This window comes from Porcipelethomonas sp. (assembly GCF_051893655.1).
In the GTDB taxonomy this organism is placed as follows: Bacteria; Bacillota; Clostridia; order Oscillospirales; family Ruminococcaceae; genus Porcipelethomonas.
On record NZ_JBJFHN010000064.1, the window covers coordinates 1 to 13917 of the forward strand.

General features: G+C 39.7%; 12 protein-coding genes. All 12 read left to right on the forward strand.

Annotation, left to right across the window (positions count from 1 at the left end):
- The first annotated feature begins 602 nt into the window (after positions 1-602).
- Positions 603-1277, forward strand: a complete 675-nt coding sequence (gene epsC, locus ACI4WO_RS03665) for a serine O-acetyltransferase EpsC (protein WP_439806214.1) — start codon at positions 603-605, stop codon at positions 1275-1277.
- The gene (locus tag ACI4WO_RS03670; RefSeq protein ID WP_439806204.1) at positions 1270-1815 is read left to right on the forward strand and encodes an FUSC family protein; all 546 of its coding nucleotides are present in this window, start codon (positions 1270-1272) and stop codon (positions 1813-1815) included. The genes epsC and ACI4WO_RS03670 overlap by 8 nt, the downstream gene beginning before the upstream one ends.
- On the forward strand, positions 1802-3199 hold the full coding sequence (gene cysS / locus ACI4WO_RS03675; protein ID WP_439806215.1) for a cysteine--tRNA ligase: 1398 nt from the start codon (positions 1802-1804) through the stop codon (positions 3197-3199). Before ACI4WO_RS03670 ends, cysS begins: the two co-directional genes overlap by 14 nt.
- A gap of 11 nt (positions 3200-3210) precedes the next feature.
- Positions 3211-4038, forward strand: coding sequence for a peptidylprolyl isomerase (locus ACI4WO_RS03680; protein ID WP_439806205.1), 828 nt, complete (start codon positions 3211-3213; stop codon positions 4036-4038).
- 164 nt (positions 4039-4202) lie between these two features.
- Positions 4203-4982 carry a peptidylprolyl isomerase gene (locus ACI4WO_RS03685; RefSeq protein ID WP_439806206.1) on the forward strand — a complete coding sequence of 260 codons (780 nt, stop codon included), beginning with the start codon at positions 4203-4205 and terminating at the stop codon, positions 4980-4982.
- 193 nt (positions 4983-5175) lie between these two features.
- The gene (locus ACI4WO_RS03690) at positions 5176-6459 is read left to right on the forward strand and encodes a UDP-N-acetylglucosamine 1-carboxyvinyltransferase (protein ID WP_439806207.1); all 1284 of its coding nucleotides are present in this window, start codon (positions 5176-5178) and stop codon (positions 6457-6459) included.
- 51 nt (positions 6460-6510) lie between these two features.
- Positions 6511-7293 (forward strand): MBL fold metallo-hydrolase, encoded by a 783-nt coding sequence (locus tag ACI4WO_RS03695; protein WP_439806208.1) that lies wholly within the window; start codon positions 6511-6513, stop codon positions 7291-7293.
- Complete coding sequence (gene rlmH, locus ACI4WO_RS03700) at positions 7294-7770, forward strand: 23S rRNA (pseudouridine(1915)-N(3))-methyltransferase RlmH (RefSeq protein ID WP_439806209.1); 477 nt, start codon at positions 7294-7296, stop codon at positions 7768-7770. It abuts the gene before it with no gap.
- Positions 7771-7878: 108 nt separating this feature from the next.
- A complete protein-coding gene (locus ACI4WO_RS03705; protein ID WP_439806210.1) occupies positions 7879-8505 on the forward strand; it encodes a CDP-alcohol phosphatidyltransferase family protein in 627 nt (208 codons plus the stop codon).
- Between the two features lie 12 nt (positions 8506-8517).
- On the forward strand, positions 8518-9402 hold the full coding sequence (locus ACI4WO_RS03710; RefSeq protein WP_439806211.1) for a phosphatidylserine decarboxylase: 885 nt from the start codon (positions 8518-8520) through the stop codon (positions 9400-9402).
- Between the two features lie 3 nt (positions 9403-9405).
- Positions 9406-11544 (forward strand): cellulase family glycosylhydrolase, encoded by a 2139-nt coding sequence (locus ACI4WO_RS03715; RefSeq protein ID WP_439806212.1) that lies wholly within the window; start codon positions 9406-9408, stop codon positions 11542-11544.
- A 219-nt stretch (positions 11545-11763) separates the two neighbouring features.
- A partial coding sequence (locus ACI4WO_RS03720; RefSeq protein ID WP_439806213.1) for a YfhO family protein occupies positions 11764-13917 on the forward strand: 2154 nt, incomplete at its 3' end.

Genomic DNA, 13917 nt, shown 5'->3' on the forward strand with positions numbered 1-13917 from the left:
TCTTTGTGCTTTCAGGCTCTGCAAAAAAATGATACTTGCTGGGCCTTGTTGTTGCACCTGTTTGGCGGTGCATTGATTGTTTCTTTCACGCTAAACAATCCTTTCTTATTAATATTATTTATAAAGCTTAGCTTGCAAATATATTATAAAACTTTTGAAAACATATGTCAATAGAAAGCAGGTAAAATATCAGTAAAATAATTCACAAATTTTAAAATAAAAATTTGTATAGTTTAACATATTCCATTAAACAAGTAAGAACTGAATGGCAAGGCAAGATATCAACAGATATAAATTTGCCCTTAATGAGAAAAAATTATCGTTGACAAAAATCGAACATTTGAGTATAATATAATATAAAGTTGTATATTAACGGCGTAGCAGTCAGAGTAACCTTTTAAACTGTACATTCCAGAGAGTTCCGCAAAGCTGGAAGCGGAATATGTGCAAAAGGGCGAAGTGCGGCTGTCAGCCCGGAGCAGGAACCGGAATTTACCGATATAAGTATGGCTCTGCGTTATTCCTCGTTACGGAAATTTTAAGATAGAAATCAGAGTGGAACCGCGGATTTTCCGCCTCTTGACCTTTTTCAGGCAAGGGGCATTTTTAATATATTTTTCAGAAAGGTGAGACAATTGTTCAAACAGCTAAAAGAAGATATAGCTCTTATTAAAGAACGTGACCCGGCGGCAAGAAGCTCCTTTGAAATATGGCTGACATATTCAGGACTCCATGCTGTTCACAGCTACAGACGGGCTCACTGGTTCTATGAAAAGAAAATGTTTACAATAGCCAGAATTATTTCACAGGTTTCAAGATTCTGGACCGGAATTGAAATCCACCCCGGTGCAAAAATCGGCAAGGGACTTTTCATTGACCATGGTATGGGCGTTGTCATAGGGGAAACTGCTGAAATCGGTGACAACTGCCTTATTTATCAGGGGGTTACTCTGGGCGGTACCGGTAAGGAAAAGGGCAAGCGTCACCCGACTTTAGGGGACAATGTAATGGTCGGCGCAGGAGCTAAGGTTTTAGGACCTTTTAAAATAGGAAACAATGTAAAAATCGCTGCCGGAGCAGTAGTCCTTGAAGAAATTCCCGACAACTGTACAGCTGCCGGAGTTCCGGCAAGAATAGTACGCAACAACGGCGCTAAAGTATGCAAGGAGCTTGACCAGATTCATATTCCTGATCCTGTTGCTCAGGAAATGTGTTCTATGGAATTGAAAATCGAACGTCTTAAGAAAGAGCTTGAGGAAATGAAAAAGAATGTCTGACGGAAAATTTCATAAATTCCATATTGGAATGAGAATATGGAAAACAGTAATAGCAGTATTTATATGCGCTGTTCTGGGGATGATTTTTGATATTCATCCCTTTTACAGCATGATTGCCGCCATTTTGTGCATGCAGGCAAACACCAGTGAAAGTATAAAAAAAGGCGTTATACGATGTATCGGTACATTTATCGGCGGCTTTGCAGCTGTATTGATTCTGCTGATAATTGATTTTACTCCTCTTAAACCTTTTTCTGTGCTTTATTATGTTATTATTTCACTGTGCATAGCACCTATTATTTATTCAACGGTATTATTAAACCGTGAATCCAGTGCATTTATTTCATGTGTGGTATTTTTAAGCATTGTGCTGTCCCACTTTGACGCACAAAACCATTATCTTTTTGCTCTCCAGCGTGTTCTTGAAACTATCACAGGAATAGTGACTGCAATAATAGTAAACAAATTTATAAAAAATCCGGATAAACAGACGGATAAATCTGATGGAAAGGAATCTGATGAAAATGAAAATATATAATACTTTAACCGGACAGAAGGAAGAATTTAAGCCTATTGAAGAAGGCAAAGCAGGAATTTATGTGTGCGGTCCTACTGTATACAATTATATTCACATAGGAAATGCACGTCCTGTATGTGTTTTTGATGTTCTCAGAAGATATCTTGAATTCAGGGGATACAAGGTTAAATTTATTCAGAATTATACAGATGTAAACGATAAAATTATAAAACAGGCAAAGATTGAAAATTCAACTCCTGAGGAAACTGCTCTGAAATATATCGGAGAGTATGAAAAGGATGCCAGAGGCTTAAATGTAAGACCGGCGGACATTCATCCAAAGGTTTCACTTTATATGGATAAAATAATAGACCTTATTAAAACTTTGGTGGACAAGGGCTATGCATATGAATCCCAGGGGGATGTATATTACAGAACAAGAAAATTCAAGGACTATGGAAAGCTTTCAAAGCAGTCCCTTGATGACCTTATAGCCGGCGCACGTGTAGAGGTAAGCAACATTAAGGAAGATCCTCTGGACTTTGCTTTGTGGAAATCTGCCGGAGAAGATGAACAGCACTGGGATTCCCCTTGGGGCAAAGGCCGTCCGGGATGGCATATAGAATGCTCCGCAATGGCAAAGGACTGCCTTGGAGATACTATTGACATTCACTGCGGAGGAAAGGATCTTGTTTTCCCCCACCATGAAAATGAAATAGCACAGTCCGAAGCGGCAACAGGAAAGCCTTTTGCTCATTACTGGATGCATAACGGACACATTAATATAGACAATAAAAAAATGTCAAAATCCGCCGGAAACTTTTTCCTGACAAGAGATGCTGCTGAAAAATACAGTTATGAAACCATACGCTATCTGATGATTCAGGCTCATTACAGAATGCCGATGAACTATACCGCTGAGCTGTTAGAATCATGCAGAGCTTCCCTTGACAGACTTTACAACTGCCGCAGCAGTCTTGAAAGAGCAGTTTCAGCTGCAAAAAGCGGAGAGATTACAAAGGAAGCAGAAGAATTATTTGAAAAGAGAAAGCAGCAGTTTATTGATGCCATGGATGATGATTTAAACACTGCTGACGGTCTTACAGCAGTATTTGAACTGGTAAGAGATCTGAATATCATGTCTGCTGACAGCAGTGTTTCAAAGGAACAGCTTGAAAAGGGTGCAGAACTGTTCAAAAGCCTTACAGATGTTCTGGGTCTTCTTTATGAAAGAAATGACAGTGAAGAAATTCCGGCGGAGGTAACAGAGCTTGTCAGCAAAAGAAAGGAAGCCAGAAAGCTTAAGGATTTTGCTCTGGCAGACAAACTCAGAGATGAAATATCAGCTCTCGGATATACTGTAAAGGAAACACGTCAGGGAACAGAAATCATTAAAAACAACTAAGGAAGGTTAAAATGACTAAAAGATTCAGAGTAATATTGATGGGGATAATCGCATGTGCCGGGGTAAGCTTTGCAGGAGTTGCATGTATGCAGTATATTTCAAGCAGCACCAGCAGCTACATTGATATGAACACTCTTGAACTGGTTCAGAAGGAACAGCCTGAAGACGGTGATCCTATTGCCGTTATAAAAACAAGTCTAGGCGACATTAAAGCCGTTTTATATCCGGAATATGCACCGAATGCTGTAGAAAATTTTACTGAGCTTGCTGAAAGCGGATACTATGATAACACATATGTTTTTCAGTCTGAGCCGGGAGTTTATTTCAGTGCCGGAAGCCCCAATAAAAACGGTGACCTGAATGATGATATGGATCCTGAACGTGAAAAGGTGGAACAGGAGCTTCATCAGAATCTCTGGCCGTTTAGAGGAGCACTGTGCAGTCTGGTCACCGGTGAGGACGGCGGCTTCTGGAAAAGGCTCAAAGGAGAATCTAAAATTTTAAACGGAAGCAGGTTCGCTGTTTTGAACAGTATTGACTTTACCGATGATTTCAAAAAAGAACTTCGTGAGTCTGATTCCAACACTTTAGTTGCTGATGCATTTATCGAGCTTGGAGGTGTTCCGGCACTTTCCCAGGAAATTACAGTGTTTGGTCAGACCTATGAGGGATTTGATGTTATTGATAAGCTTACCAGTCTGAAATATGAAAAGGATGAGGAAGAAGATATCAAGATCCCTGTTGAAGATATTATGATTGAAACAATAGAAATAGGAACCTACAGCAGTGAAGATGAGACTGGAAATAAGTCTGTCCAAAATCAAAATACCCAAAAATAGAATGTATGTTTTGTTAAAAATGCCAATATGAGTTTGTGATTCAATGGTATTATTAGTTTAAAATAAACTAATAATATTTATAATATGTCTGGGATACTTTACAAATCGGCTCAAACGGGTTATAATGGTAAAGTTAATGTAAGATTAAATCAGAGGTGTTATATATGATAAATTTAAAAAAACTGACTGCGGCTGCTGTATGCTGTATGCTCTTTACAGCCTTTGCAGCAGGCTGCGGCGATGAAACCAAAAGCAGTTCTGAAAGCAAGTCTGAATCTTCTGTCTCATCCTCAGATGCAGCAGGAGCTGTTATGAATTTCACTCCTCCGGAAAAGGGAGAGGAAATTGCGGTCATTACTATTAAGGATTACGGCGATATCAAGGTAAAGCTTTTCCCTGAACAGGCTGACAAGGGCGTTGAAAACTTCGTTGGTCTTTCAAAGGACGGCTATTATGACGGACTTATCTTTCACAGAATCATAAAGGACTTTATGATTCAGGGCGGCGATCCGCTGGGCAATGGTACAGGCGGAGAATCCATGTGGGGCGATAAGTTTGACGGTGGCACATCCGATCAGCTTTCTCATGTGGCAGGAGCTGTGGCTTATGCAAACAGCGGAAGTACTGCAACTGACGGAAGTCAGTTCTATATTGTAACAGGAACAACGTATGATGAAGCTTCACTGGCTCAGATGGAATCATATTATGGAATAACATTCAGTGATGAACAGAAGAAAATATATCAAAGCGATGGCGGTGCGCCGTGGCTTGACGGCAGTTATACCATTTTCGGTCAGGTGTTTGACGGACTGGATATTGTTTTTGACATTCAGAATGTTGATACTGATGAAAGTGACAAACCTCAGAAGGATGTTGTAATAGAAAAAATTTCCATTGAGAAATATGACGGCGAAGACGTTAAATTTCATTTAAGCGATTATTAATTTTATTGTAATAAAGAAATTGAACAAAATTTTTGCATTTCCGGAAAAAACATGTAAAATTTCGTCAGCAAGAAATTTTTACTTTTTGAGATAAAAAAGGATATTTTTCCGAAATGGGATTATAATAAAATGGTGAAGAAAAAGAACAGGAAATCCTAAGGAGATTTCTGGGATTTCTTAAGGAGAGAAAATCTTGGAAAAATTTGTAGTTAGGGGCGGTCGCTGTCTGCATGGCGAGGTCGAGATAAGCGGTGCAAAAAACGCAGCCGTTGGCATTATTCCGGCCGTTATACTGTCCGACGAACCCTGTATTATTGAAAATGTACCCGATATAAGTGATGTTTCAATAAGTCTCAGGATTTTATATGAAATGGGCGCCAAGGTACTTACAATCGGAAAAAATACATTTAAAATTGACGCCACTAAAATTAACAATTATTGTGTGCCTTATGAAAGTGCAAGACAAATGAGAGCTTCTTATTACTTTCTGGGTGCGCTTCTGGGGAAATTCCATAAGGCAAGAGTTTCAATGCCGGGAGGATGTCCTCTGGGAGATCGTCCTATTGACCAGCATCTTAAAGCTTTTACTGCTTTGGGAGCAAAGTGCAATCTTGACCATGGAATGATTGATGTTTCAGCTGACAACCTTAAGGGAAATCAGATTTATCTTGATGTGGTTTCTGTAGGTGCTACTATGAACGCTATGCTTGCAGCAGTCAAGGCAAAAGGATTGAGCATTATTGAAAATGCCGCAAAGGAACCACATATTGTAGACCTTGCAAACTTTTTGAATTCTATGGGTGCAGATATAATGGGCGCCGGTACTGACGTAATAAAAATCAGAGGCGTTTCCTATCTGAGAGGTACTACTTATTCGGTTATTCCGGATCAGATCGAAGCCGGAACATTCATGGTAGCCGCTGCTGCAACAGGCGGTGATGTACTGGTAAAAAACGTTATTCCGAAACATCTTGAGTCTATTACTAATAAGCTTGAAAAAATCGGTGTAAACATTGAAGAATTTGACGACAGCGTCAGAGTATGGACAGACGGACCGCTGGTTAAAACCAATATCAAAACCATGCCCCATCCGGGATTTCCTACTGACATGCAGCCGCAGATGGCTACGCTGCTGACGCTGGCTGAGGGAACAAGTATTATAACAGAGGGCGTCTGGGAACAGCGTTTCCGTTATGTGGATGAGCTGAGAAGAATGGGTGCAGATATTTCAGTAGACGGCAAGGTCGCTGTCATAGAAGGCACAGGATGTCTTCAGGGTGCTCCGGTAAAAGCATGCGATTTAAGAGCAGGGGCGGCACTTATTATAGCTGGTCTTGCAGCTTCAGGTGTAACGGAGGTTGAGGATATTCATCATATCGAAAGAGGATATGATAATCTTGACAAAAAGCTTCAGCTTCTGGGTGCTGACATTGTCAAAAAAAGCTTCCCCGGAGCTTCTGTAAAAAAAGCGTTATAATCGGAGGGCGGATTTTTTCCGCCTTTTTATTTTAGAGGAAAGGTGAAATTTATGGCGAGGTTTTATCCTCTTTTTAGTTCCAGCAAAGGAAATTCATCGTTTATAGGTACTCCGTCCGCAGGAATTTTAATTGATGCAGGAGTATCATTCCGAAAGCTTTCCGGAGCCTTTGAACAAAACGGACTGTCCCTTGAAGCCGTAAAGGGAATATTTATAACTCACAGTCATTCCGACCATGTAAAGGGACTTAAAATGCTGACTAAAAAAACCGGTATCCCGGTATTCGGGCAGAGAGAAACTCTGGAGGAACTTTTAAGAGATGAATTAATTGCTCCGGCATCCGAGGTTTATGAAATGGACGGAGCTGCATTTGCCGCAGGAATGGAAATAACCTGCTTTGACACTCCTCATGATACTGCAAGAAGCTGCGGATACAGGATAAAAACTTCCGACGGACGTATCTGCGCAGTATGTACCGATCTGGGATATGTGACAGAAACTGTAAAGGAAAATCTTGCCGGATGCAATCTTGTGCTTCTGGAGGCAAACTATGACGAAAAAATGCTTTCGGGCGGGCCTTATCCTTACTATCTGAAACAGCGTATACGATCAGATCACGGACATCTTTCCAACAAGGCAAGTGCCGCACAGGCAGCAGAGCTTATAAAATCAGGTACCACACGAATTATTCTTGGGCATCTGAGTCAGGAAAACAACACTCCTCAGACCGCTGATAAAACTGTCTCCGGAGGACTTGAGGGATTTTCCAGAAACAAAGATTACATACTTGATGTAGCACCCGTTGAATCAAACGGACTAATGGCGGTGTTTTAAATGCTTAATGTTAAAATTATTACTGTTGGAAAGCTTAAGGAACAGTATCTGAAAGACGCATGTGCTGAATATATGAAGCGGCTTAAAAGATTTTGCAGTGCTGAAATTATTGAACTTAATGAGTCAAGGCTTCCGGAAAATCCTTCGCAGGGGGAGATTGGCAAGGCTCTTGAAACGGAAGGCAGAGATATTTTAAAAGCTGCATCAGGATATAAAATTGCTTTGTGCATTGAGGGGAAACAGCTTACAAGTCCCGGACTTTCGGAAAAAATATCAAAAGCTGCTGTAGAAGGTCAGAGTACTCTGTCATTTATTATCGGCAGCTCTTTCGGTCTGGCAGAAAGCGTAAAAAAAGCATCGGATTTCAGACTTTCCATGTCGGAGATGACATTTCCTCATCAGCTTGCAAGAGTAATGCTCTTAGAACAGATTTACCGTGCATTTCAGATTGAAAGCAACGGTAAATATCATAAATGAATTATCCATTGTGCATAATGCTGTTATTTTTACTTTTTTCTTGAAAACTCAAAAAAAGTTTGCTATAATAGAAGTACACTTTTTTGTTTTAATTAAGGGGTTTATTCAATGATTGGTTATTATAATTATACCGTTATTCTTACATATATAGGTCTTGCTTCCGCAGTTACGGGGATTTACTTTGCTATGGATGGAAAACATGTTATCGTATCTGTTATAGCATTGCTGATATCCGGTCTTTGCGATATGTTTGACGGAAAAATAGCAAGAACCAGGGAACGTACCGAAAGTGAAAAGCGTTTTGGAATACAGATAGATTCCCTGTGCGACCTCATCTGCTTCGGGGTACTTCCGGGGGCTATCGGCTATGCTGTCGGAATGAGACAGTTCTATCACATTATGATTCTCATATTTTTTACTCTTGCAGCAGTTATACGCCTTGCGTATTTTAACGTGTCAGAGGAACTGAGACAAACTAAAAGTTCCGACTGCCGCAAAACCTATGAAGGACTTCCGGTAACAAGTGTTGCACTTATACTTCCGCTTTTTTACAGTTTCAGAAAAGATATGGGAAAAATGTTCCCTGATTTGTATGCCGCTCTGATACTGATTATCGGAATTGCTTTTATTACACGCTTTAAAGTTAAAAAGCCTAAAATGAGAACTATGCTGATTTTTATTGGTATCGGGGTACTTGAATTTATCTGGCTTATTTACAGATATAAAATCAGATAATCGGGGGTAATTATGGAATACGGCATAAAGGACAGACAGGGAAATATAATTCCCTCTGCCGGCAGCCAGCAGAATATTCTGGATATTATTTACAGATCAGCTGCCGGGAATATTGCATTAAAGGGGCTTACAGCCCCTGTTGTTTCAAAAATGGCAGGAGCTTTCTGCAATAGTATGGCTTCTGCTAAACTTATTCCGGCTTTTATAAAAAGTTCGGGAATTAATATGCTGGATTACGAACCGGGACGATACAGGTCATACAATGACTTTTTTACAAGAAAAATCAGACCGGAGGCAAGACCAGTAAACATGAATCCGGATATTCTGATAAGTCCGTGTGATTCCAGACTTACAGTATATAAAATCAATGAAGACAGCCGCTTTGAAATAAAGGGTACTGAATACAGCGTTTCTTCGTTTCTTAAATGCGAAAAGCTTGCCCGGAAATATAACGGCGGTTATTTTATGATTTTCCGTCTTGAAGTATCGGACTATCACAGATATATTTATATTGACAGCGGATCCAAATCCGGAAATGTTCATATAAACGGGGTGTATCATACAGTAAATCCTGTGGCACTTGACAAGGCTGATATTTACAAGGAAAATACCAGAGAATTTACAATACTTCATACAGATAATTTCGGAAATGTAATTCAGGCAGAGGTCGGTGCTATGATGGTAGGCAAAATTACAAATCATCATCAGAAGCATAGTTTTGCAAGAGGCGAAGAAAAGGGAATGTTTGAATTCGGCGGTTCAACCGTTGTGCTTATTGTGAAACCCGGAATAATTATTCCCGACAAGGATATAACCGATAATACAAACGCAGGATTTGAAACCATTGTAAAAATGGGTGAGGGAATCGGCGTTAAAATAAAAAATGAAAGGAAATAATCAATGGAAAAAAAGAGTAATAAGGGGCTTAAAATAGTCGTTGCTGTAATGGCAGTTATTATTGTAGCCCTTGCAGGTGTTATTGCAGGATTCTTTTTAGGAAATAAAAATGACAGCGGAAATTCCTCCGGCAGTGAATCTGTGGCAGAAACAACAGCTGTTCAGGAAACCACTGACGCACCTACAGAAGCGGAAACTGAGGCGGTTACAACAACTCAGCATATCAGTCCTATGGAAACAGTGAATTTTTCTATGGGCAGTGAAAAAAGCGATATAAACGAAATAATGGATTATGACAGCAACAAAACCTATAAGGCAAATCTTAATGAATTTGTAAGAGAAGGCGATAAGATTGATTCTTTCGTTTTTGTATTCTATGCAGAAGACGGCTCTTCAAATATAAGCAGCTATAAGGGTGCATGCGGAATTTCTGTAGATGAATCCTGTCCGGCAGCAACAGACAAGGGCTGGTATCAGTCTGACGATTTTGAAATGGACGTAAACAGTGCTTACCTTGAGGTTAAATGGGATGTTCCATCTGAAATCAGAGATTATATCAATACCGGCGACAAGGGAAATATAGAAGTCGGTTACTGGTGGGGCGGACTTCAGAGACTAAGACTTGCAAGTATTATCTGCAATTATACAACTACTGCAGAAATCCCTGTTGACGGTACAAACACAATTGAACCGGGAACTGCTTTAAATTACGGCAGTGAATCTTCCAAAACCGCCCGCATTCCGCTTTCAGACCTTATAGGCGATGGTGATGTTCCCCAGTATTTTGAATTCAATGTTGAGGCAGGCGGAGAGCTTCAGAAATATGCCGGAGCATTCGGAATCACTGTTGATGATTCATGCCCTGACAAGACAGACAAAAGCTGGTATCAAAGCGGAAATATAGCTGTTATGACAAATTCCAGCAATACTACTCTTTACTGGCTTGTGCCGGATGAAATCAAGGAGTACATAAAAAGCGACGGAGAAGTTATGCTGGGCTACTGGTGGAGCAAGCAGGATGAAGTAAAGCTTAAATCAGTTACTGTAAAATACAGCAGCAGCGGTTCTGCTCCTGCCCAGCAGGTTAATGCAGACGCTGAAGAACCAAAGGAGAAAAGCAGTTCAGATGCCTCAGGTATGTCTTCAGCGGAAATAGTAAAGGATATGAAAATCGGCTGGAATCTGGGAAATACTCTTGACTGCTATAATTACTCTGATTATGCAACAGACGGTGAAACAGCATGGGGCAATCCGAAAACAACAAAGTCAATGATTGATACTGTTAAGGCAGCCGGATTTAATGCAGTCAGAATTCCTGTTTCATGGAATGACCACATGAACGGTGATACTATTGACAAGGACTGGCTTAACAGAGTAAATGAAGTTGTTGATTATGTAATCGACAATGATATGTATGCTATTATAAATGTTCATCATGATGATTATACATGGCTTAATCCTTCAAAATCTGACGAAGCAAAAGTTAAGGCAAGACTTGTTAAAATCTGGGAACAGGTTTCCGAACAGTTTAAGGACTATGACGAACATCTCCTTTTTGAGGGAATGAATGAACCCAGAATTGTCGGCGGTCAGGATGAATGGTCCTGCGGTACTGAAGAAGAACGTGAGGTTATAAACAATCTTTTTGCAGCTTTTGTTGAAACTGTGAGAAAATCAGGCGGAAACAATGCAACCCGTACGCTTATAATCACAGGTCATGCTGCGGCTATGGACGAAACTTCCATCAAATCCATTAAAGTGCCGGATGATGACCATATTATTGTTTCAATTCATGCTTATTCTCCTTACAGCTTCGCTCTTGACCAGAGTGGTACTTCTTCATTTACTGATGCTGATAAGGCAGAGCTTGACAAAAACTTTGACCTTATCAAATCTGAGCTTATTGACAAGGGAACTCCTGTAATAATCGGTGAGTTTGGTTCACTTAACAAAAACAACGAGAGTGATCGTGTAAAGCACATGGAATATTATGTAAGTGCGGCAAAGGCAAGGGGAATAACCTGTTTTATCTGGGATAATGGTGTAAAAGACGGTGACGGTGCTTTCGGACTTTTAGACAGAAATAATTCCGGCTGGTACTTTAAAAGTATTGTAGATGCTGCTATGAACGGATTGAAATAAAATCGAATAAGCTAAAATGCCCTCGGATAATAATACCGGGGGCTTTTTTGAAACAATTGCTCAGAACTTTCTTTTTGACCGTATTAATACTGGAAAAACAACAGTAGAATTAAAATTTTTTTATATTTTCTATTGTAAAATGAAAAAAAATATTGTATAATGATAAGTACCTATGAAAATCGGTTTTGAAACCGGACGTATAAAAAAAGGAGGAAAAAAATGTCTGGCTTATCTACAGCAAAGATAAATCCGCCGGCTTCCGGAAAAAAGAGCTTTCCGAAGAATTTTTTCAGCTTTCTGGGACAGTGGTTTATCAGAAACAAAATATATTTCCTGGCATTTATTATACCCGTTATTATAATGTACATAGGGTATGCCCTGTTTAAAATTTATCCATTCGGAGAAGAATCTGTTCTTGTCCTTGACCTGAATGGTCAGTATGTTTATTATTTTGAGGCACTGCGTGATGCTATCTGGGGGGATGGCAGCGTACTTTACAACTGGTCCCGAAACCTTTCGGGAGGATATGCCGGTATTATCGGCTATTATCTGGCAAGTCCGTTTACGCTTATTGTAATGCTTCTTCCGAGAACTATGCTGCTGGGAAGCTTGCTTATAATGATTCTGGCAAAGGTCGGAACAGCTGCGGTTACATTCAGCTATTATCTCCAGAAATCAAAGGGTATGAAACCACTGCACAGTGTTGTTTTCTCAACACTTTATGCACTGTGCGCTTACGGCGTAATTCAGGCTATGAACCCTATGTGGCTGGACGGCGTAATTCTTCTGCCACTTATAGCTTTAGGCGTTGAATATCTTATTAATGACGGAAGAAAATTAAATTACATAATTCCACTGGCAATTATGTTTATATCAAACTTTTATATAGGATATATTGTAGGTATCTTTACATTTATTTACTTTGTATTTTACCTGTTTACCGGCAAGGATGATGTTGTCAAGAAGCTTGTTCCGTACAATATGTGGAAAGCATTTCTGAGATTTGCCGGAAGTACTGTTGTTGCACTTTTGTGTTCTGCATTTATGATTCTTCCGGTTTATAAGGCTTTGCAGCTTGGTAAATTTGACTTTTCAGTTCCGGATTTTTCATTTGCAACTCAATTTGATCCGCTGGACTTTTTCCCTCAGCTTCTGCCGGCACAGTATGATACTGTAAATGTAGAAGGACTTCCGGAAATTTACTGCGGACTTATGACTGTTGTAATGCTGCCGCTTTTCTATCTTAACAAGAAGATCAATCTGAATAAAAGAATTGGCTATACAGCAGTTTTAACGGTGCTTTTCTTAAGCATGTATATCAGACCGATAGATATGGTATGGCACGGTTTCCAGATGCCTAACTGGCTGCCGTTCCGTTATTCGTTTACATTTTCTTTTGTATTGCTGCTTATGGCTGCTACCGCATTCACAAAGCTTGATGGTATCAAGATTTCAGGAGTTTTCGGCTCGCTTGCTGGAATTCTGGTATTTCTTGTTGTTGTGGCGTCCAGAGGTATTGATCATATTACTACAAAGGAAATCTGGATCGCAGCAGCTCTGGTTGCATTTTATTGTCTTGTGGTTTTTGTATGCAAGAAAAAGGAAAAGTTTCTTGCTGTTGCTGCACCGATTGCAATTCTTGCAGTTTCATCCGGTGAGCTTGTTTATAACTGCTATAACACATTTAAAGATGAAGACAAGGATCTTATTTATTCAACACGTACATCATGGTATAACTATATAAATAATGGCCGTGAGGTAACACAGCAGCTTTATGAATATGATGACAGCTTTTACAGAGCAGAAAAAACTTTCCACAGAACTGTAAATGATGATTCGGCATTTGGTCTTAGAGGAATCAGCCATTCAAGCTCTGTCATGAACGCTAATCTTCTTTTGTTCCTTGAGGCTCTGGGATACTCTACAAGTACTTATTACTCAAGATATGACGGAAATACGCCTATTACAGACTCGCTTCTGGGCATAAAATATGCAATGGACAGAAATACAGTCGGCTCGGACGATGCGAAAAGACTTGTAAATGAAACTTATGATCCGGTCTTTGCATATAATTATGTTGATGAAAACGGAAAAGATACTGTGATTGACGTTTATCAGAATCCTAATGCATTGTCTATCGGATATATGGCTGATGAAAGTGTGAAATATATTAACAGTCTAGGGAATGACAATACATTTAACAGTCAGAATATTTTCATGAGTACTATTGCAGGAAATACTGATATTAATCTTCAGCAGGGAACATTTGACAGCTATAATGAATATTTCAAGCAGATTGATGTTGATCCGAATACATTTGAGCTAAACAATGTAACTGCTTCAGCTTATGGTACAGATCAGACAATGTATACA